The sequence below is a fragment of the Microcoleus sp. CZ3-B2 genome (assembly GCF_036705055.1).
In the GTDB taxonomy this organism is placed as follows: Bacteria; Cyanobacteriota; Cyanobacteriia; order Cyanobacteriales; family Microcoleaceae; genus Microcoleus.
Map to the genome: position 1 here is coordinate 1 of NZ_JAUBTN010000071.1, position 22225 is coordinate 22225.

A 22225-nucleotide genomic window follows, 5' to 3' on the forward strand; every position below is an offset into this window, starting at 1 on the left:
ATCTGTGCCTACTGCGCTCAATAGTGTCTCTTTTTTATTTGAAATGACTATACTATTCCGATGAAGAGAGGATTTGAGAGCGCTGTGAATCGATCGCACTTGATACGAAGCTCAATCAAATTACCAAAATAAAACCCGCACCGGCGGGTTTTATCTGAAAGTTAATTGTAAATAACTGCCAATTTTAACTATTTCTTGACAGCAGGAGCCTCGTTAGCAGCAACGGGACGAGTTGAGGAAGCGGTAGTTTTCAAAAGTGCGATCGCCTGCGCGTAAACAGGATCGTCCTTAGTCGCAACCAACATCGGTTTGTTAGCTAATTTCAGCTTTTCTGCGTCGCTGACTTCGACTTTGACATCGGGAGTAACGCCCTTGTGGCTGATGTCCGTACCGTTGGGAGTATAGTAGTGAGCGATCGTCACGGCCAATCCCGAACCGTCAGACAAAGAATGCACCGACTGCACCAAAGCTTTGCCAAAAGTTTGGGTGCCCATCACAGTTGCGCGCTTGTTGTCCTTGAGAGCACCGGCCAAAATCTCGCTGGCGCTGGCCGAGTTGTCGTCCACGAGCACCACCAAAGGCTTGTCAGTGATCGCAGTGCGGTTTGTCCGCATTTCCTGAGAATCGCCCACCCGATCGACTGTACGGACGATCGCCCCTGTATCCATCCACATCCGGGCAATATCGATGCTCACCCGCAGCAACCCGCCGGGATTCCCCCGCAAATCCAACACAAAAGCGTCAGCTTTTTGAGCCGAGAGCTTTTTAATCGCCGCCTCCATTTGTTCGCCCGCGTGGGAACTAAACTCTTGCAAGCGGATGTAACCGACTTTCTCGCCCCCTTCATCCTTGAGGCTGTAGCGAACCGCAGCTACCTCAATTCTCGCCCTAGTCAGAGTGATATCAAACTCGCTTTTGCCCTGACGAGCCATCCGCAGCGAGACTTTCGTGCCTTCGGAGCCCCGAATTATCTGAGCCGCATCCGAGACAGTCATGTCCTTGGTAGTTTTGCCATCAATCGCCAAAATCGTATCGCCCGCTTGAATCCCTGCTTTCAGGGCCGGGGAATTTTCCATCGGTTCGACTACCGTAATCGCTTTCGTTTTCTCGTCTTGTTCCAGCCTCATCCCCACCCCTGTGAGTTCCCCAGAGGTTTGATTCGTCAGCGCTTCGTACTGCTTTGGATCCATGAAGCGCGTGTAGGGGTCGTTTAATTTCTCTAGGGCTTTGCGGAGCGCGGTGTAGGCAGCTTCGCGAGAGGTATAATTTTTGCTCAGCAACTCTTGGCGGGCCACTTGCCAATCAGTCTTGTTAAAGCTGCCATCGACGTATTCTCGGTTCACAATTTGCCAAGCTTCGTCTAAGACAGCTTTGGGGCTATCTTGAAGCTCGGCGCGGACTGATTGACTCAGGCCAGGAACGAGTAAAGATATCGAAGCGGTTGCGGCCATCGCCCCAGTGAACAGGGCTGCCTGTAACAGAGAAAAGCGTTTGCGGGCTTGATTCATTGAATTATGGCTCAATTCGATTTTAGATTTTTGATTTGAGATTTTATATTGCTAAAAAATCTCAAACTACCATTTAAACTATTGTGTGGAGGCTCTACCATCCCTTTGGATAGTTTAACGAGATTCATCGCCGATCGCCAACCAATCATTACTCTATTTTAATAAACTTAATTTTAAACTTGGATTTGAAGGTGCCGTGGAAGCTAAAATCGAACAATTTTCGCGCAATAAGTGGTTGAGCCTGCTCATTAATGGAGCCATCGGCTCTGCAGCGCTGGCGGGAGTGATTACCATGCAGTCGAGCGGGCAATTGGGAGGAATGCCCGCAGCTAGCGTTCAGGGCCAAAAGCCTGTCTCTGCAATGTCTGCCACCGATTTCAAGCAAGCCTCCCAGCAAGAAGCCCTGCGGCTGAAAATGCTCAAAACACTTCCTAGTTTTGGGTTTGACAATTTAATGGCCGACTGGACATTTCTGAAATTTTTGCAGTATTTTGGCGACGATGAAGCCCGAGACGTAACGGGCTACAATCTCAGCGAAGATTATTTTGACATAATTACGCGGCGCGACCCCAAGTGGGCTGACATCTACCTATTTTTGTCCACAGCCGTTTCTTTTTATCAGGGAAAGCCGGAAACTGCTGTTAAGTTGATAGAGCGCGGTACTAACGCCCTTTCGCGGCAAAATCATCCCCAAGCGTGGATTGTGTGGCGAACCAAAGGTATTGATGAGTTGCTGTTGTTGGGCGATATTCCCGACTCAATTCACTCTCACGAAATGGCCGCTGATTGGGTAGAAAACACAGCCGACGGCCCGAAATTAGCGCCCATTTTTCGAGCCACTGCTGACTTTTTGCGCCGAGATCCCGATAGCGTGCCGGTGCGGTTTAACGCTTGGAGCACGGTTTATTATCAAACAACCGATAAGTTGGTGCGGCAAAGGGCGAAACAAGCTCTTGTCAAGTTGGGAGCTCAGGTAAAAAAAGATAAAGATGGAAACGAGAGTTTTATTTTGCCGCCCAGAAAGTAGTTGATTGTTGACTGTTGACTGATGACTGTTGACTGTTGACTGTTGACTGTTGACTGATGACTGTTGACTGTTGACTGTTGACTGATGACTGATGACTGATGACTGATGACTGATGACTGTTGACTGATGACTGATGACTGATGACTGTTGACTGTTGACTGATGACTGTAATTCTCAAATCTCAAATCTCAAATCAGCTTGAGTTAATTCGCGCCATTCACCGGGTTTCAGGTCATTTAGTTGCAAATGCCCGATCGCACTTCTCACCAGCCGCAGCGTCGGAAACCCTACTGCTGCGGTCATCCGGCGCACTTGGCGGTTGCGGCCTTCTGTGAGGGTCATTTCCAGCCAAGCTGTCGGAATGTTTTTGCGAAATCGAATCGGGGGCTGGCGGGGCGGCAATTGGGGTTCTGCTGATAATAATTGCACTTTTGCCGATCGAGTCCGATAATCTTGAATTGTGACACCAGTTTGCAAAAGGGCGATCGCGCCTGCATCTGGAACCCGTTCCACCTGAACCAAATAAGTGCGAGGATGAGCGAATTTCGGATCGCTGAGGCGGTGCTGCATTTGTCCGTCATCCGTTAACAGCAACAAACCTTCGCTATCGCGATCGAGCCTTCCCACCGCATAAACATCAGGAATCGGAATATAATCCTTCAGAGTTCTGCGTTTAACTTCCCCTGAATTATCAGTGAATTGAGTTAAAACATCATAGGGTTTGTAAAATAGAATGTAACGATAAGGCATGACCAATTAACGATTAAAAATGTACAAACAGTGCGAGCATAAACAATATAAATCCGTAAAAAACCACTTTCTATCTCTCTTGCCTCCCTTCTCTGCGCCCTCTGCGCCCTCTGCGGTTAAAAAAAAATCTTATTAACCAACGATTCCAACCAGCTATAAAATCTTCTGCCTTTAACAGCCTCGCAAATCTCAACTACCCAATTTTACCATGCCCGAAGCCACACACCGCGTTTGTATCGTCCTAGGAACTCGCCCGGAAGCGATCAAACTAGCCGCTGTAATTCAACTGTTCAAAAATTCACCAATCTTTGACACCCAAGTAATTTTAACCGGTCAGCACCGAGAAATGGTCGAGCAAGTAATGCAAATGTTCGACCTGAAAGCCGATCGCGATTTAGCAATTATGCAGCACCAGCAAACCCTCACAGACATTACATCCCGCAGCTTGCAGGGTTTGGAAGCTTGCTTTAAGGAATTGCAGCCAGAAATCGTATTAGTGCAGGGCGATACAACAACAGCATTTGCAGCAGCTTTAGCTGCATTTTACCAGAAAATACCCGTCGGTCACGTAGAAGCCGGATTGCGAACCGACGATTTGTTCAATCCCTATCCCGAAGAAGCTAACAGGCGGTTGATATCTCAGCTCACAAGGCTGCATTTTGCCCCAACAGCGCTGGCTGCGGAGAATTTAGGGCGATCGGGCGTTTTAGGAGAAATTCACCGTACAGGCAACACAGTAATCGACGCTTTGCTATCCGTCGCCAAACGCGAACCTGAATGCAAAATTCCCAACCTAGATTGGAGCAAACACCGCACCATTTTAGCAACAGTCCACCGCCGCGAAAATTGGGGGAAACCCTTAGCAGGAATTGCGCGAGCATTCATCCAAATCTTAGATAAATTTCCCGACACAGCCTTACTCTTACCGCTGCACAAAAATCCAACTGTTCGGGAACCTTTAAAATCTCTTTTAGGCGACCATCCAAGAATCTTTTTAACCGAACCGCTGGACTACGCCGAATTAGTAGGAGCCATGCAGAGAAGTCATTTAATCCTCACAGATTCCGGCGGCTTGCAAGAAGAAGCACCGAGTTTGGGCAAGCCTGTTTTAGTATTGCGAGAAACCACAGAAAGACCAGAAGCAATTGCTGCCGGAACCGCTAAACTTGTCGGTACAAATCCTGATACAATTACCGCAGCCGCCGCAGAATTGCTCAGTGATTCTACAGCTTACGACACAATGGCAATGGCAATCAATCCCTTTGGCGACGGTTTAGCAGCCTCCCGGATTTTAAAAATAGTTGAAGACTACTTTTCTGATTAAAAACTAATCCTAAAATTGGTTTGTAGTGAAGACTTTAGTCCGCATCCATCATAAAACTAAAGTCCTCACTACAAACCAATATGATTGTGGTCATTCTTAGCAAAACGTTCTAATTCAAAATTGAATAAAGAGCACCTTAGAACTATTACCAATCTCCACCGCCGCCGTCTCCACCAGAGTCACCCCCGCCAAAGCTACCGCCGGAGTCGCTACTGCTGTAATCGCTGCTACTGCTGTAATCGCTGCTACTACTACTACTACTACTGCTACTATTAGCAGAGGATCTAGTCAACCAAATTATCCATCCTATAAATAAAAAACTTAAGAAAAATCTCAACTGCTCACCTGTGGAGCCACTATTCTTAACAACTGGTGATTCTGCAGGTATTGGCGACGGTTTCACCCCTTGAGATTGTACGATGGGAGCTAAAGGCAGCGCGTTTTGAGATTGCACATTTGCGATCGGAGTTTGTAAAACATTTACTAATGCCTTTGTCCCCGCCAATGTACCCCCGTTAAAGTCCTGCTGTTTAAATCTGGGCGTAATTTCGGTTTTAATAATTCCCACTACTCGCGCATCGGGTAAAATACTTTGAATGCCAGAACCTGTTTTAATTTGAACGCGGCGTTCACCCGACGAAATCAACAACAAAACTCCGTTATTTGTACCTTTTTTGCCAATTCCCCAAAAGTTAAATAATTGTGTAGCAAATGCTTTTGGTGTCGCAGATGGTTTAGTATCAGGCACTGTCACAACAGCAATTTCCGAGCCGTTTTTTGCCTCCAACTCTGCAATCATCTGATTTAGCTGAGTTTCTGTGCTGTCACTGAGAATATTGGCTTTATCTGTTACCCAAGTGTGATTTTGGCGTGGATTCGGTACTTCTTGTACTGTTATAGCTGGACTCGTTAGGGGAAATACAATTGCCGAGAAGCACAGCAAACTGCTAAAAATTATTTGTTTTTTGCTAGATTGTAATTGCATCGTTTCAGTCTCCTGAATAAGTGCCAATCAAAAAAAATAAATAGATATGTCCGCCTAATTACAATTAAATAACCAGCTCGCTCTCGCGTCAATTCATATTATTCAGAAGTTAGATTCATAAAAGTCATATTTTTAGTAGGGACACGGCAGTGCCGTGTCCCTACAGAAAATCATTTAGGATTGCTATAGACGCACGGGCGGCCAGAAACCGGGTTTTTAACCAAAATAATTGCTCACAACCCTGAATTTCGGTTCAAAAACCCGGTTTCTTAGTGGGCGAGTGCGATCGCCAACTAATTTAGATATATTTAAGGAGAAGGAAGTTGTGGCACAAAATTGCTGCTGCCTTTATAACCGGATAAAAGAGCAAGTTTTTCCAAAGATTGCCTGCCGGTGTAATATTTGCCCCGAATTTCCCAAGTTGGATAAGCTTGAATCTTCGCAGCTTTGCACAAATCCGGTTGAGCATTTTTCCCCCTGGGATCGCACTCAATGTAAGTAATCGCGGTAAATGCTTCTTTGCCGAAAAGTTCTTGTTGCGTGTGACAGTGAGGACACCAGTAAGCACCGTACATTTTAGCTTCGATCGTCTGCAAATGGGTTGCTAAAGCTATTTGATCCGGCGCGGATTCGCTAAGAATCGGGGGCGCTTCTGGTTCGGTAACAGGCTGTGCGGCAGGAGGTGGAGGGAGGGTTTGTGCTAAAGTTTGAGTGGATTGGTTGCTGAAGCTTAACTGTGCAATTCCTCCGTCTGCTTTGGTACTGCCGAAAATCCCCAGAGTTAGGAAAATTGCGATCGCACAAAAGTTGAATTTGCTTACTTTCATCTTGAATTTCATCTGGGATTTGCTAGGATTTCGCGAGCTTGATTCATAGCCTCTACAGCATTGTGTACCACAAAAATGTTATTTTTGCCTAAATCTTTAAAGAAAAGTTGACTTTCCCAGCTATGATTTAACAAAATAACTTGCTTGTGAGCTTTGATGGCGAGGGCAATTTCCGAAGCGGTACCCGCGCCCGTACCGCAGGCAATTATCACATCTGAAGAAAGAATATTAATGTTATTTCTGGCGTTTCCCATATCGGTGACAATGGCAATATCTACAGCTTCGGAAATGCCGCGAGTATCCTTTCCCGGAAGGATGCCGATTGTTAAACCGTTAGCTGATTTTGCACCTTTGTTGGCGGCATCCATCACGCCGAGATTTCGGCCGCCAGTTAGCAATATCCATCCAGCTTCGGCGATGAGTTGTCCGAGTTGATAGGCGTTTTCTAAGTCGGTTGATGTGGCACTTTCGCCTGGGCCCATGATGCCGATGATAGTTTTCTTCATGGTTTATGGTTGAGTATCTGGTTGGGAAGAATGTGTGTTATTTTTTCATTAAACAGGTCAAAGAAAATAAGTATCGCTAAAAGTCCCGAAACCAAGCTGATAGAAAAAATTCGTAGCTTACCGCCGGATAAAATTATCTATCGCCTTTTTGATTGTATAACGGGCGCTCGCACTTTTGTTGTTTCTGAACAATAGGGTTTATGCTGCTTCCATTTGTAATCGACGTTCTACTTGTTCCTATTCATTTTCTAATAGCCAGAGTTTAGCTTCTTCATAACTTGAACTGGCAAACACGATTTGATGATTTTGAGCAGGATCGTAGATAGAGCTATTACCTGAATAGTCACCTTGATAGTTTGTATCGCGCGAAGGTGCAGAAATTTTGAGTGCATAATTTGTTGCACCCAAGTTATCGATGCTAAATGTACCGGAATTTGTGCCGTCGGTGGCGATGTCTTTGACGACTTTTCCTTCACTGTCAAGCAGTTGCATCCCCACCACGGAAGTGAAACCTTCGGCGGTGACACGGAAACTTCCTGTATTCAGTCGATTGAAGCGATAGGTATCGATGGGGTCTGTTTTGCCCGCAAAGTCGATCGAGAAATAGTTGTCGTTAAGATTGCCGATAGAAGTAGTAGACATGGCGCACCTCGATTAATCCGATAATTTGGGCTGACATTTATCTATCTGGAGTGCGTCGGAGTTTTTATGCGAAATTTATATTTGTGTAATATAACTTTATATAGAAGGTGCGATCGCCCGTAGGAGATCGCACTGTTAGACATCAGACTTACCCTAGACAACCGGCTGCTGATTTTTTGCATCCCAGTAGAACAAAAACAAAACTATGATGGGCAATGCAGAAAGAATACTCGCAATACACTGGTAGATTAATTCGATTCCAAAGTTATCATGTTGTCCAATTAATGATAGCGGTAAATACAAAATCCAAGACACAATCATCGAAGCAATAAACAATCCAAGATAGGTCAGAATCATCGTCCAAAATATCTTCCATCTTTTCCCTTGAGTCAAATTCGCACTCATTTTTTGAGCCTTCGAGCCTTCTACACCTTCCAGCACCACAGCGGCATCAATTAGTGCATAGCGCAATGCTAAGATGACACCTGGAACGATGAAAACAATTACACCACCTAGCACAATCAATCCAGTGACAAAACGAGTTCCGAACAGCTTGAAACACTTTCGTGCTGCGTGGGTCATGGACTCACGATAAGTTGGATGAAGTCCCCGCTTCAACTGAGCAAGTGCATGAAGTAATGCACCCACGTACAGCGTACCAAACGAGCCTTCAATGAATTGCGACATTCGCAACTCTTGAATGGTTATACGCAACTCGTCTCCGCCAGTCATCCCTGGAAAAACGTACAGGCGCAAATATATCAACAGAATTGACCCCGGCAACCATACTGTTAGCACTATCAAACTAAACAGCACAAAGTTTGATGCGAACAATGCAAGAGCTTCACGGATTTTTTGAATCATAAAGTGTAGGGTCTACATTATGAATAAATTTTTATATGACAATTTAAATTTTGAGGTGCTTTCAGACTAGCTTGCAAGGGTTATTTTGTCAAGTAAATAAACTGAATTTTTGGCGAGAGTCGTCGATCGCTTTAATCTTCACTGCTACTATTTTTTTGCTTTCACTTGAGTATTTTTGGAACCCGCTTTTTATTTCTCAGCTTCACGATTCTGAGTAAGTGTAAGTTTTGTTTCACGAGCGTTAAACTTAACTTACACTTGATATTGAGGAACTTATCAAAAAATATCTCCAACAATCATCCCCGCCAAAATCACAAAACCCACCCAAACATTTTGGCGGAAAATTTGACCGTAAACGGGATTCGGAATGTCGGTCTTTCGCAGTTGACTGTACTGCAAAACCCACAAAATCGCTGCCGCACAAATTGCGATCCAAAAACCAATATGTAAATGTAAATTAATCCCCATTGCTGCTAACAAACCGACAGTCCCAACAAAGAAAAAACCCACAGCATTAGCGGCATTATCCCCAAAAAATATGGCGCTGGAATTCACACCCAAACGCAAATCATCTTCTCTGTCGCTCATCGCGTAAACTGTGTCAAATCCCATCGTCCAAAACACGACCGCTCCCCACAGCAGCCAAGTTGCTATTTCTAATTGATTGACGGCGGCGCTCCAACTAATTAATACTGCAAATCCCCAGGCTATTGATAATACTAATTGCGGTACTGGAAAGACTCTTTTTGCTAGCGGGTAGCAGATAATTACTGGTACGGCGGCAACGCACAGCCAGAAGCTTAAAGGATTGAGATAAAAGGCGAGAATCGCAGCGCTTGCTAAGGAAATTAAGGCAACTCCTATTCCTGTTTGTACGGTGAGGGCGCGGGATGCTAGGGGGCGCGATCGCGTTCTTTCGACTTCGGGATCGATATCGCGATCCCACAAGTCGTTGATCGCGCATCCCGCCGCACTCGTGGCTAAGGTGCCCAACACGATCGCGCCTACCAACGCTACTGGTGGCTTACCCTGTGCTGCTAAAAACACGGCCCAGAGGGCTGGTATCATTAAAATCAGCCTTCCTGCTGGTTTGTCCCACCTCAAAAGCCTTATGATGGTTAGTAATTTGGATTCGGTTGGGCGATCGGACTCTTGAAGCATTTTAATTCTAGATTTTAGATTTTTAACATTAAATGTTATCAAATTTTAGGCAAAATCACCTAATATAGCGGTTCTCAAAAAAGTGATGTATGTCCCCATGCCCTGTTTGGCCGATGCCCGATGCCCTATGCCCTAATTCCCAATTTTTGCTGATTTCATAGGATGCCTAACTGGATTCGTGAAATAATCATAATATCTGTCAACCCCCATACACTCCAATGGTTAATTCAAGTGCTTCTGCGGAGTCAAATCGCATTATTGCTGCTATAGATATGGGTACTAACTCGTTTCACATGGTGGTGGCGCGGATCGAGCCGAAATTACCCGCCTTTGCGATTATTGCTAGAGAAAAAGATACGGTTCGGTTAGGCGATTCCGAAGCAAAAACAGGCTGTTTAAAGGCTGAGGTTATGGAAAGGGCGATCGCCACTCTGAGCCGTTTTCTAGACATTGCTAAAACTTTCAACGCCGAACAAATTATCGCTGTGGCTACGAGTGCGATTCGAGAAGCTCCTAACGGGCGGGATTTTCTCAAACGAGTTGCTGACGAATTAGACCTGAATGTTAGCTTAATTTCCGGTCAGGAAGAAGCGCGGAGAATTTATCTCGGCGTGCTTTCGGGTATGGAATTCAACAATCAGTCCCAGGTAATTATTGATATTGGGGGCGGTTCTACCGAGTTAATTTTAGGAGATAGCTCGGAACCTCGCTGTCTCACCAGTACCAAAATCGGTGCTGTGCGCTTAACAAAAGAATTTGTTAAAACTGACCCGATTAGCAGAGAGGAGTTTGCCTATTTGCAAGCTTATATTCGGATTTCGATCGAAAGACCGATCGACGAATTGCGAGATCAATTCAAGGCTGGCGAAACTCTGCGTTTAATTGGTACCGCTGGAACCATCGAAACTCTAGCAGCCATTAACGCTCGCGAAAAGCTGGGAACAGTTCCGAGTCCGTTGACAGGCTATCAATTAAGTCTAAAGGATTTGCGCGATTTAGTCAACCGTTTCCGCAAACTTTCTTACTCAGAAAGACTGGCAATTCCGGGAATGTCGGACAAGCGGGCAGAAATTATTCTCGCCGGCGCTTTGATTTTGCAGGAAGCCATGACACTATTAGGAATGGAATCGATCACTGTGTGCGATCGGTCTCTGAGAGAAGGTGTCATTGTTGACTGGATGCTGAGTCACGGTTTAATAGAAAACCGCTTGCGCTATCAAGGTTCAATCCGCCAGCGCAGCATTCTGCTGATGGCTGAAAAATATCAAGTCAATACAGAACAAAGCGAAAGAACCGCAGAATTTTCCCTCAAATTGTTCGACCAAACCCAAGGAATTTTACACAATTGGGGAACCGAAGAACGGGAGTTGCTGTGGGCCGCCGCGATTCTGCACAATTGCGGTTTGTACGTCAGTCATTCGGCGCACCACAAACATTCTTACTATTTAATTCGCAATGGTGAGTTATTGGGCTACACTGAAACAGAGATTGAAGTAATTGCTAATCTGGCTCGCTATCACCGGAAAAGCCCCCCGAAAAAGAAACATGAGAATTTTATAAACCTCCCCAAAAACTACCGAGAAATCGTTAGTAAACTTCATCCTTTTCTGCGGCTGGCTGTAGCTTTGGACAGGCGGCAAATAGGCGCAATTGCTAATTTCAAAAGCGAACACCGCCCCGAACTTCGAGAGTTTCACTTGCGGCTTCAACCGCTCGACTCCGAGGACGATTGCGCTTTGGAAATGTGGAGTTTAGATTACAAAAAACCGTGTTTTGAAGATGAGTACAATCTCAAATTGATAGCAACTTTGGAGGGAATATGCGGTTAAAATTCATGAGTCATTAGTTATTGGTTATTGGTTATTGGTTATTGGTTATTGGTTATTGGTTATTGGTTATTGGTTACTTGCTACGAATTTCCAATCCCTCCGCAACGCTAGAGCCCAATTCTCAATTCCCAATAACAACTAACAAATAACAGCTAACAGCTAACAGTTAACAGTCAACAGTCAACAGTCAACAGTCATTAGTCAACAGTCAACAATCAAATACAAAAATGTCAAATCCCTTGCTTTCCCTCAACTACGAACCAGCCCTCGAATCCCTCGGCGGCGACTATTTTGATGAAGTCCCCGCAGCCGATTTTCCCCAGCACATCCTCCGTTTCCGCAACGACAAATTATTGCCAGTATTGGGTTTAGATCCCGCACAAGTAACCGACCAACATTTCATCGAAGCCTTCGGTAAATTTCACTGCGTGCGTCCCTTTCTCGCACTCCGCTACCACGGCTATCAATTCAACGAATACAACCCGAATTTAGGTGACGGTAGAGGCTTTTTGTACGGTCAAGTTCGCGGTACTGACGGCAGACTTTATGATTTCGGGACTAAAGGTTCCGGTCGCACTCCCTACTCGCGGCACGCTGATGGTAGACTCACTCTCAAAGGGGGAGTTCGCGAAGTTTTAGCCGCCGAAGCTTTGCACAGATTGGGAGTTCGGACATCTCGCTGTTTTAGTTTAGTTGAAACTGGGGATGCTTTGTGGCGGGGCGACGAACCCTCTCCCACGCGATCGTCCGTAATGGTGCGTTTTAGTCACTCTCACATCCGTTTTGGCACGTTTGAAAGACTACATTATATCCGCCGCCCGGATTTAACTAAAAAACTTTTAGATTTTGTAATTGAATATTACTATCCTAAACTACATTTAGCAGCTAGCAATTCTGGTACTTCTTCCGAAGAAAAGTATGCGCTATTTTATGCAGAGTTAGTCAAACGTGTAGCCGAATTGGTTGCTCAGTGGATGGCGGCTGGTTTTTGTCACGCGGTGCTAAATACTGATAATATGTCGATTACTGGAGAAAGTTTTGATTACGGGCCGTTTGCTTTTATTCCAACTTACAAGCCGGAATTTACAGCAGCTTATTTCGATCACTACGGTCTTTATTGTTACGGAAATCAACCGTTTATTTGCAAGGGGAATTTAGAGAAGCTTCAGCAACCGCTAGCAGCGGCAATTCCTCAAGCTGATATGGATGCTGGTTTGGCAAAGTTTGGCGATCATTATAATGCAGCTTACCGCAAGTTGATGCTGAATAGATTGGGATTTGAGGATTTGCCAGAAGCGGATGGTGATGAGCTTTTGAAGTTGACAATTAAGATGCTGGCGGAGTCTCAAGTTGATTATCACGATTTCTTTTGGGAATTGCGCCGACAGTTCGATCGCACTTGGCGAGATGATGCTAGTCTAATCTTTAGCGAGGCGGAACCAGCAGATTTGTTAGCACATTGGCGGCAGTTTTATTGTCACGTTTTGCAAAGTTTGTCGGCGGACGATATGGATGAGATGGCCCAGAGGTTGCGCCAGCACAATCCCGAACAATCGCTGTTGAGGCCGACGATTGAGGCTGTTTGGGAACCCATCGCTCTTGAGGATAATTGGCAACCGTTTTATGATTTGGTTGAGCGAATTCAAAATTATTAAAGGGAATTGGGCGGATCGAAGCGGAGGGATGGGGCGTTGTTGACTGTTAAGCTGTCACGCAAATAAACATTGCATATTCAGGGCGGGCAGGATGCCTGCCCCACAAGAGTTTTACTGTTTTTTGACATACAGTTTCAATGCCGCACAATTAACAACTAACAACTGACAAATAAGGGCGGGCACGCACCATCCACCGCCCCTACCAACTAACAACTAACAACTTACAACTTACAACTTACAACTTACAACTTACAACTTACAACTTACAACTTACAACTAGCTACTTAATTTTTTCAATCTCAAATTGTGTGTCTTTGTAACCGCCAGTCAGTCCTTGATCGAGAAAGATTTTGCCCGCTTTTTCTAAGTCGCTAATTGCTCCTGCTTTGTCTCCCAACGAGCGGCGAACCATTCCTCTACCGTAGTAAGCTGCTGCATAATTCGGATTCAGCCGAATGGCTTGCACATAATCGCCGATCGCACTATTGTAATTATTTAACTGCTGGTAAACCTTCGCCCGATTGGCGTAAGCTTCCGCATCGTTGGGATTGAGGCCGATTGCGGCAGTAAAATCTGCGATCGCCCCCTGGCTATCTCCCCCTGCGTGGTGAGCCAAACCGCGATTGCTCAAAGCATTATAATTGTTCGGATTTAGTGTCACCGCTTGGGTGCAATCGGCAATTGCTTTAGGATAATCCTTCAAATTTAAATAAGCAATGCAGCGATTGTTGTAAGGAACCCCATCTTCATCGCTCAGCGAAATCGCCTGAGTGCAATCGTCAATAGCCGCTTGATACGCTCCCAAATTCAACTGCGTGCTGCAACGATTAGTGTAAGCATCTCCACTCTTGGGATCGATCACAATTACCTGAGAATAATCCGCCAAAGCTCCCTGATAATCTCCTAAGTGAAAGCGAGCTCTCCCCCGACTATAGAAAGCATCAACATTCTGAGCGTCGAGTTTAATTGCTTCAGTATAATCTCCGATCGCCCCCTGCAAATCTCCGCTCCCGGCGCGAGCCAGCCCCCGCGAATGATAAGCTTTAACCAGCTTCGGCTGCAACCGAATTGCTTCAGTAAAATCCTGAATAGCCATATTGTAATCTTGTAGTTGTAAATACGTAATTCCTCTTTCATAATATGTATCAAAATCGTTGGGTTGGATCTTCAAAACCTGAGTATAATCCTCAATCGCCCCGCGCTTGTCGTTAAAATCGTTGCGGGCTAATCCCCGGTTAAAATAAGCCTTAAAATATTTAGGATTGAGAGCGATCGCCTGAGAATAATCTGCAATTGCTTCTTGATATTTTTTTAAATCGTAATTAGCATTTCCCCGCAGATAAAAACTATCAGCATTGTTAGGATTTAATTGAATTGACTTGTTGAAAGCCTGCAAAGCCGCCTCCGCATCTTGATTGCGAGACTTTTCTACTCCCTGTTCGTAATATTCCTTAGCTTTAATCGGATTCGGGCGGCTGCAATAACTCAACAGAAATACCAGAGATATCGCCCCTAATCCAGCCAAAATCAGCCACCAAAACCGAGGGCCAAAACGTGATGCAAAACTATCAACAGACCGTAAACTATTAGGAGCCCTACTTTTCTTTTGAGCTGTATGAGGTTCTTGGCGGTGCGTCAGCTTGCTGAGAGCGGCCAAAACGTCCTCAGCCGATTGATAGCGTTTGCCAAATTGGTGACAGACCATTTTGTCAATTATATTTGCCAATCCCGGAGAACATTGAGCTCGGTTGCGCCAAACAATTTCCCCGGTATGAGAAGGACTCGGATCTTGCAATTTTGGCAAATCGGTACCGGGTAAACCCGTGATAGCTTGGATTGCCATCATCCCTACGGCATAGAGATCGCTGCTAAATTGGGGGTTGCCTTGAAATTGCTCGATCGGCATATAAGCCGGAGTCCCCGTCGCAATGGTGCGCGGAAATTCTGTATCGAAATCGATGACGTGATTCGCAACTTCTTTAACTGAACCGAAGTCAATTAAAACTAATTTGCTGTCTGGTTTGCGGCGGATTAAGTTGGAGGGATTAACGTCGCGATGAATCACTCCCTGAGAGTGTACGAAGGCGAGAAGTTGTAATATTTCTTCCAACAACGACAGCACCCGTTCTTCCCGCCAAGGTTGACCAGCAACAATTTCCCGATTTAGCGCGTGTCCAGGCACAAACTCTTCTACCAGATAGAATTGATTGCTTTCTTCAAAATAAGCGAGCAAAAATGGAATTTGATCGTGTTTTCCTAGCTTTTCTAATATTTCTGCTTCTTGTTTAAATAAGCGGTAAGCTGTTTTGAGAACTGCGGAAGTGTTGCTGGGAGGACGAAGTTGTTTTACTACACATTGAGGGTGGCCAGGTCGGCGAGTATCGACAGCTAAATAAGTTTGTCCAAAAGCTCCTGAACTGAGAATTTGCACTACTCGATAACGCCTATCTAAAAGTTGACCAACCATGTTCATACCGATATTTGATAATTGGTAATTGGGATTTGGAAATTGGGAGTTTATCGTGGGAAATTGGTAATTTGGAGTTGGTGATTGGGAATTGCTGATTGGTGATTTTGCCTTTTTCTTTTTTCCTGCCTCATTCTTCATTGTTCGTTGTTCCTGATAACTAATGACTGATGACTGTTAGCTGTTAGCTGTTAGCTGTTAGCTGTTATTGGGAATTGAGAATTGGAAATGGGAAATTCGTAGCAAGTAACCAATAACCAATAACTAATAACCAATTCCCAACAACTAACAACTAATGACTAATGACTACTGACTCATGACTACTGACTAATAGTTTATTTAGGGTCGTTTATTTGTGCTTGTGCGTTTTGGAAACCATCGGCTCTTCCTTGTTCTAGAAACAGTGTTGCAGCTTTCTGAAAATCTTCGATCGCCCCAGCCCGATCTTTGAGTTGGCGGCGCACGAGGCCCCGGCTGTAAAAAGCAGTAGCATTGTTGGGGTTGAGCCGCAGCGACTGAGCGAAATCCTCAACCGCTAAAGGGTAATTTTTTTGTTCTGAGTACAGGCTACCGCGATTGCTGTAAGCTACGGCATCACTGGGATTGAGCCCAATTGCTCTGGTAAAATCTTCTACAGCCCCGAGTTTGTCTCCCGAAGCCGATCGAGCTAATCCTCGATTGCTGTATGCTTTGGGATTGTTGCTGTTAAGTCCGATCGCCAAACTGCAATCTTCAGCAGCCTTTTGAAATTGTTTTAAATTTAGATAAGCAATGCAGCGGTTGTTGTAAGCTGCTTCATCTTTGGGATCGAGATTAATTGCGCGGGTGCAATCTTCAATCGCTTTGTCGTAGGTTGCCAAATTTAAGTAAGCGCTGCACCGATTGGTATAAGCATCAGCTTGTTCTGGTTCCAATTCGATCGCCTTACTATAATCTTCCATCGCTCCTTGATAATCTGCCAGATTAAAGCGCGATCGACCGCGACTGTAGTAAACGCTAGCTTGTTTGGGGCTAATTTGAATCGCTTGGGTAAAGTCTGCCATTGCTCCAGTTTTGTCCCCAGAGGCCGATCGAGCTAAACCCCGATTGCTGTAAGCTACAGCATCGTTGGGAGTGAGCCGAATTGCTTGAGTGTAGTCTTCAATGGCCGTGCGGTAGTCTGCCAAATCGTAGTAGACTAAACCCCGCTGAGAGTATGCCTCACCGTCGCTCGGACTCAGCCGCAATACTTGGGTAAAATCCTCCACGGCTCCCCGCTTGTCGCCTGTGTCGAGGCGCGCCAAACCTCGATTATAGATGGCTTTGGTGTGGCTCGGATTAACTTTAATTGCTTGCGTATAATCTGCCTTTGCTTGCTCTGTCGCACCCATGTCGTAGCGAGCATTAGCCCGCTTGTAGAAAGTTTCGGCATCGCCAGCATTCAGGGCGATGGCTTGAGTATAATCGGCGATCGCGCCTGTTTTGTCACCTTGTTGTGCCTTAGCCACGCCACGGGCGAACAATTCTTTCGCCCTCGCCGGACTTTTAATATGTCCGAAGTACATGATGACTGCTGTCAAGATCGAAGCGGAGACTATTGCAGCCAACAGCAGCAGTTTAGTAGGGCGCTTGATGGGCGGTTTATTCCTAGGCTTGGTGATGATGGTGGCTGGCGACGGAGGGGCATCCCATTTTACGGCGATTTGTTTGATGTCTGCCAAAACTTCGGCTGCTTCGTGATAGCGTTCTTCTTTGTCGGAGCGCACCATTCGATCGATAATACGTGTTAGAGTCGCCGAACAAGTTGCCCGATTGTGCCACGGAATCTCGCCTTTTTTGTTATTTCTCAGGGCGCTGAGTTCCTTGGGTGAGAGTCCCGTTACCGCAAGCTGGGCGATCGTACCTAGAGCGTAGATGTCGCTATTGTAGTGGGGGTTGCCTTGCGATTGCTCGATCGGCACGTACAAACCCTGCACCGCCAACTCCTGTTTTTTTCCCAAAGGCGATTTAACAGACTTCGGCGGAGTTTGCGCCCACAAATCACAATTAACAAGTTCCGGGTTAATTTCTTTGTCTAAGCTAAAGTCAACCAACACAAATTTTCCGTCTGACTCGCGCCGGATAACTCTGTCTGGTTGAATTCTGCGGTGAATAAAGCCCTTGGAATGGATGAACGCCAAAATTTCTAATATGGATGATAGCAAAGTAATTACTTCATCTTCTTGCCAAGCTTCACCCACAATCAATTCTTGACTCAAAGGTGAACCCACAATAAATTCTTCAATTAAGTATAAACTTTGATTTTCCTCAAAATACGCCAATAATTCAGGAATTTTGTCGTGTTTACCCAATTCCTCAATTATTTCTGCGTTTCTTTGAAATATAACTTTGACTAATTCTGGAGTTTGCGAACTTGTGCCGGGAAGCCGCATTTCTCTAACCGTGCATTGCGGATACCCTGGACGGTGAGTATCTGCTGCTAAATAAGTTTTTCCCACCTCACTTGAGTCTGTGACTTTAATGATGCGGTAACGTCTGTCTAGAAGTTGACCAATCATACTCTGCCCTCTACCCTGTCAATGTTCCATTATCGCATGAAATCAGGATAGCCCAAAGATTTGGCTGAGTAATTTAAGTTCGATCGCCCCGTGACTGGGATCGACGGGCAGTCTTCTTCTGCAAGCTTCGCTAACGAATTGGCGATCGAAGTCCCGGCGGCCGCGCTCTTCTTAATATCTTGGCAAAAAATCGCATAAATTGTCGATAGGTTAATCAGATATGTATAATTTAACAACCAGTCGTAGATTGATTTACATAAATTTACAACGGCTTGAATCCTTAATTCAAGTTCTCCTGTCTCTCGAAGCCCGCGATCAATTACCAAGCGCCAGAAAAATCTTAAAAAATATTTTCTACTCTTTGACTCAGCAACTGGTGCAGCTTCTCCTAAAAGGCGGTAGTTTTAATTTATTGAATTATAGCGGTTCTCACAAAAGTGAGGATAGCCCTATGCCCTATGCCCGGTTTGGCCTATCCTGGATATTACCTAATCTTTCTGAGAAAGGCTATATACACCAGATATTTATATCCCAATAGGCGATTGTTAAGACTGTGTATTCCCAGATATCCCCCTCGCATCCCCCCTAACAAAGACAGCAGCCGTTGACGCAAGAGCAACTTTTTTTCCTCCTTTTTTAAGAAAATTAGGGCGGCTATTCCACCGGGATTATCAACCAGTTTTGAACAGTATTGATTTATAATGTCGAAGATTGATCGGCAATTGCCCGATCGTCACAAACTCGACATTGAGAAAATTTTTAATGTGAACAATATAAATGTCTGAATCACTAACAAAAGGAGGAACGATCGCAGCGATCGCCACCGCCATAGTTCCCCAACAAGGCAGCGTCGCCATTGTGCGACTTTCCGGTGCTGCAGCCTTAAAAATTGCCGAAACTCTGTTTCGCGCCCCAGGACAGCAAATTTGGGAGTCTCACCGCATTCTTTACGGCCACATCCGCCACCCAAAAACTCAAGAATTAGTCGATGAAGCTTTGCTGTTAATTATGAAAGCGCCACGTTCTTTCACCCGCGAAGATGTGGTGGAATTTCACTGTCACGGCGGGATTATAGCCGTCCAGCAAGTCTTGCAGTTGTGTTTGGAAAGCGGGGCGAGATTGGCGCAGCCGGGAGAGTTTTCGCTGCGGGCTTTTTTGAACGGGAGGCTCGATTTAACTCAGGCTGAAAGTATTTCAGATTTGGTGGGAGCAAAATCTCCCGCTGCTGCACAAAGTGCTTTAGCTGGTTTGCAGGGAAAATTAGCCAAGCCAATTCGCCAATTAAGAACAACTTGTTTGGATTTGCTGGCAGAAATTGAGGCGAGAATTGATTTTGAGGAAGATTTGCCGCCTTTAGATGAAGCTAAAACTTATTTGGAAATAAAGCTGGTTTTGGCGGAATTGTCAACAATTTTGACGACGGCGGATCGCGGTGAATTGTTGAGAACAGGTTTGAAAGTGGCGATTGTGGGGCGGCCGAATGTGGGAAAGTCGAGTTTGTTGAATGCTTGGAGTAAGTGCGATCGGGCGATCGTCACAGATTTGCCGGGTACGACGCGGGATGTGGTAGAATCGCAGCTAGTTGTGGGCGGCATTCCGGTGCAGGTGCTCGATACTGCCGGCATTCGGGAAACTGAAGACAAGGTAGAAAAAATTGGCGTAGAGCGATCGCGCGCAGCAGCAAAACAAGCCGATTTAGTATTATTGACAATTGACGCAGAATCTGGTTGGACAGAGGGCGATTCCGAAATTTACGAACAAGTAAAGCACCGCCAGCTAATTATAATCATCAACAAAATCGACCTAGTAAAAACCATCCCCGAACTACCTTTTTCCTCGGAAATTCACCCTACAGTCACCGCATCTGCCGCCCTAGATCGAGGCATAGAAGACTTAGAAACAGCCATCTTAGATGCCGTCAGCCACGGAAATTTGCAAGCAGCAAACTCCGATTTAGCAATCAATCAGCGGCAAGCAGCAGCCTTAACCAAAGCCAAAATTTCTCTGGAACAGTGCACGGATACTATTAGCAACAAATTGCCTTTAGATTTTTGGACAATAGATTTGCGCGGTGCAATTCAAGCCTTGGGGGAAGTTACGGGCGAAGAAGTGACAGAATCAGTGCTAGACAGAATATTTAGCAAGTTTTGCATTGGGAAATAGCAATGGTAAAAGAGTAAATTGAATAGGTAAGCTGTCTCGCATTTAAGTTGTATTTTTAGGGCGCACCCGACACCCCACAATAATTTAACTCTTTGTGGAAAGGGTGCAAGATGTTAATTTCATCAAACTTGACTCTAAAATTTAGATGCGCCTGGACTCAGTAAAGCCATACTACTGACCAATAACAACTAACAACTGACAACTGACTAAAATTCACGATCGCGGTCTTCCCAGAGTAGTAATATAAAGCACGGCCTCGCTTGTAGGAATACCGAGAACGTCATTCACGCGATCGTCAAAAAAGCCCGCGATACCGCTAACACCCAAACGCAGTTGAACCGCTGCTAAATTCAACCGCTGGCCCAAATGACCCGCATCCATGTGCAAATAGCGGTAAACCCGATCGCCATATTTTGCTACAGCCCTGTTCAAATCCGCCGTGTGAAACAATAGCGCCCCCGCATCTCGGCCCAAATCTTGCCCCAAACACAAAAAATGCAACTCCCTGCGGAAATTTTTAAACCGAATTTGCCGCAATTCTTGAGCTTTCGGAGCATAATAATAACAGCCTTCCTCCAACCCGTGCACTCCCGAAACAGCAATAAAAGTCTCGATCAAACTCAGATCGAAATAATCGGGATAACCGTCTAATCCTTGGTCGATATAGTGCTGCGGCTGGTAAGTAAAATCGAGCAAAGCTAACAGTTCGCCCAAGCTCAAAGAAGCACCAGTATAAGCGCGGGTAGAACGCCTTTTGAGGATAGTTGTTTCTAAAGTTTCCAGATTCACTCCCCAAGGAATCGAAGGAGTTACCGTAGAAACTTTAGTACAAAATGGAAAGTTGTATTTATCCTCTAAATCACCTTCATTTTCATCAAATTTCCAGCCATCCGTTCCGGTGGGGTCTGAGTCTAACTGTGTCGCTTTGTGGAGGTATCCCAACAGTTGACCTTCGGAAATTTTAGGATAATCTGTTGTGGTGTTTCCGGGCAAAGCTGTTTTGAATTTGGGCAAATTTTGGTCGATATCTAGCAAGTCGGCTAACGCAACTACACAAATCGCTCCTTCTTGCTCCGAGTCGATGTACAGTAATTCATTGATAGCTGCATCGGCGAATCCTCCAATCAAGTGAGGTCGGTAATCGTTGATGGCGCAAGCTAACTCGATATTGCTCAATAAATGACCGGTGTCGAGGAAAATTCTGCGGTAAGCCCGGTCTTCGTAACGCCAAGAAGAACGGAAGAAAATAGTAGTAATCGCGATCGCCAGTTGGGTATTTTCGAGCGCCGGCGATCCGAAACAAGCAGCTTGCAACCCCGACCAAACTTCACTGTTCCAAAAATGAACGAGTGAATGAGTTCTGCACTGATAGTTGTAGAGTCCGGCGGGCAAATGTGGCGTGCCGCGGGAGATTAAATAAACCTCTGCAGGGTACAGCCCGCCCGCCGACGGTGCGGATCGCAAATACAGATAGCTCTCATCTAGCGTCTGCACCTTCGCAGTCAACCCGTAGCTGCACAGCAACAAGCTCGACAAGCGGTGCCACCAACCGGCATCAGCCGCGGCATCGCGATCGTCCGAGGGGTCTTTTATATAAGGCTTTAGGTCAAAATACGCACCAATTTTATATTCTTTGAACGGCACCGGTTGCTCTGTCCAATCTAGCTGTCTGCTTTTGGCAGCAAGGGTTTCAGGGTCATATTTCGTCCGCTCGTGGTAGTGCTCAGCCATAGAAAGAGGAAGTTCTGGCATATTTCAGTAGAGAATGGGCTTTGGTTTGTCGATCGATCTTGAGATTACTGACTGGTTACTGACCGAGCCAGCCAGAAATTTACAAATATAAAAAAAATCTTAGAAAAAATGCGCTCGTTGTTACACAAGCTTAACATAAGAGAATGCTTAGGTATAAATACGCAAACAGTAATAGCCCTTTATTATCGTTATGGACTGGCTACAATAGCTGTCCTCATAAAGAGATGA

General features: G+C 45.4%; 18 protein-coding genes. 6 read left to right on the forward strand and 12 right to left on the reverse strand.

Annotation, left to right across the window (positions count from 1 at the left end):
• Positions 1–188 precede the first annotated feature (188 nt).
• Positions 189–1508 (reverse strand): carboxyl-terminal processing protease CtpB, encoded by a 1320-nt coding sequence (gene ctpB / locus QUA97_RS23970; protein ID WP_333196552.1) that lies wholly within the window; start codon positions 1506–1508, stop codon positions 189–191.
• 196 nt (positions 1509–1704) lie between these two features.
• Between ctpB and QUA97_RS23975 the strand changes: the two genes are divergently transcribed.
• Positions 1705–2535 (forward strand): hypothetical protein, encoded by an 831-nt coding sequence (locus QUA97_RS23975; RefSeq protein ID WP_194066103.1) that lies wholly within the window; start codon positions 1705–1707, stop codon positions 2533–2535.
• Between the two features lie 174 nt (positions 2536–2709).
• Here the strand turns inward: QUA97_RS23975 and QUA97_RS23980 are convergent, their stop codons facing one another.
• Complete coding sequence (locus tag QUA97_RS23980; RefSeq protein ID WP_194066104.1) at positions 2710–3285, reverse strand: pseudouridine synthase; 576 nt, start codon at positions 3283–3285, stop codon at positions 2710–2712.
• 208 nt (positions 3286–3493) lie between these two features.
• On the opposite strand from QUA97_RS23980, the gene wecB reads away from it, so the two are divergent.
• Entirely contained in the window at positions 3494–4609 is a 1116-nt protein-coding gene (wecB, locus tag QUA97_RS23985; protein WP_194066105.1) for a non-hydrolyzing UDP-N-acetylglucosamine 2-epimerase, read from the forward strand.
• A gap of 145 nt (positions 4610–4754) precedes the next feature.
• Here the strand turns inward: wecB and QUA97_RS23990 are convergent, their stop codons facing one another.
• From QUA97_RS23990 to QUA97_RS24015, 6 genes are all read right to left on the reverse strand, one after another.
• Complete coding sequence (locus tag QUA97_RS23990; RefSeq protein ID WP_228049755.1) at positions 4755–5594, reverse strand: TPM domain-containing protein; 840 nt, start codon at positions 5592–5594, stop codon at positions 4755–4757.
• Positions 5595–5902: 308 nt separating this feature from the next.
• Positions 5903–6421, reverse strand: coding sequence for a hypothetical protein (locus QUA97_RS23995; RefSeq protein ID WP_228049756.1), 519 nt, complete (start codon positions 6419–6421; stop codon positions 5903–5905).
• A gap of 8 nt (positions 6422–6429) precedes the next feature.
• Complete coding sequence (locus QUA97_RS24000; protein WP_194066107.1) at positions 6430–6927, reverse strand: TIGR00725 family protein; 498 nt, start codon at positions 6925–6927, stop codon at positions 6430–6432.
• Positions 6928–7164: 237 nt separating this feature from the next.
• The gene (locus tag QUA97_RS24005) at positions 7165–7569 is read right to left on the reverse strand and encodes a hypothetical protein (RefSeq protein WP_194066133.1); all 405 of its coding nucleotides are present in this window, start codon (positions 7567–7569) and stop codon (positions 7165–7167) included.
• Between the two features lie 153 nt (positions 7570–7722).
• Complete coding sequence (locus QUA97_RS24010) at positions 7723–8433, reverse strand: hypothetical protein (protein WP_194066108.1); 711 nt, start codon at positions 8431–8433, stop codon at positions 7723–7725.
• Between the two features lie 276 nt (positions 8434–8709).
• Entirely contained in the window at positions 8710–9594 is an 885-nt protein-coding gene (locus QUA97_RS24015; protein ID WP_333196560.1) for a 4-hydroxybenzoate solanesyltransferase, read from the reverse strand.
• A gap of 218 nt (positions 9595–9812) precedes the next feature.
• Between QUA97_RS24015 and QUA97_RS24020 the strand changes: the two genes are divergently transcribed.
• From QUA97_RS24020 to QUA97_RS24025, 3 genes are all read left to right on the forward strand, one after another.
• On the forward strand, positions 9813–11423 hold the full coding sequence (locus QUA97_RS24020; RefSeq protein ID WP_194066110.1) for a Ppx/GppA phosphatase family protein: 1611 nt from the start codon (positions 9813–9815) through the stop codon (positions 11421–11423).
• Position 11424: 1 nt separating this feature from the next.
• Positions 11425–11565: a D-galactonate transporter gene (locus tag QUA97_RS28400; RefSeq protein WP_370588934.1), complete on the forward strand. Its 141-nt coding sequence runs from the start codon at positions 11425–11427 to the stop codon at positions 11563–11565.
• 85 nt (positions 11566–11650) lie between these two features.
• Positions 11651–13078, forward strand: coding sequence for a protein adenylyltransferase SelO (locus tag QUA97_RS24025; protein ID WP_333088141.1), 1428 nt, complete (start codon positions 11651–11653; stop codon positions 13076–13078).
• 280 nt (positions 13079–13358) lie between these two features.
• On the opposite strand, the gene QUA97_RS24030 is transcribed toward QUA97_RS24025, so the two are convergent.
• The 3 genes from QUA97_RS24030 to QUA97_RS24040 form a co-directional block, all read right to left on the reverse strand.
• Positions 13359–15545, reverse strand: a complete 2187-nt coding sequence (locus tag QUA97_RS24030; protein ID WP_442922582.1) for a tetratricopeptide repeat protein — start codon at positions 15543–15545, stop codon at positions 13359–13361.
• 335 nt (positions 15546–15880) lie between these two features.
• Positions 15881–18082: a tetratricopeptide repeat protein gene (locus tag QUA97_RS24035; RefSeq protein WP_333196564.1), complete on the reverse strand. Its 2202-nt coding sequence runs from the start codon at positions 18080–18082 to the stop codon at positions 15881–15883.
• 29 nt (positions 18083–18111) lie between these two features.
• Complete coding sequence (locus QUA97_RS24040; RefSeq protein WP_333196566.1) at positions 18112–18318, reverse strand: hypothetical protein; 207 nt, start codon at positions 18316–18318, stop codon at positions 18112–18114.
• Positions 18319–18859: 541 nt separating this feature from the next.
• Here QUA97_RS24040 and mnmE point away from each other — a divergent pair.
• Positions 18860–20245, forward strand: a complete 1386-nt coding sequence (gene mnmE, locus QUA97_RS24045; protein WP_333196568.1) for a tRNA uridine-5-carboxymethylaminomethyl(34) synthesis GTPase MnmE — start codon at positions 18860–18862, stop codon at positions 20243–20245.
• A 213-nt stretch (positions 20246–20458) separates the two neighbouring features.
• On the opposite strand, the gene QUA97_RS24050 is transcribed toward mnmE, so the two are convergent.
• Complete coding sequence (locus QUA97_RS24050; RefSeq protein ID WP_194066116.1) at positions 20459–21997, reverse strand: SagB/ThcOx family dehydrogenase; 1539 nt, start codon at positions 21995–21997, stop codon at positions 20459–20461.
• Positions 21998–22225: the final 228 nt, after the last annotated feature.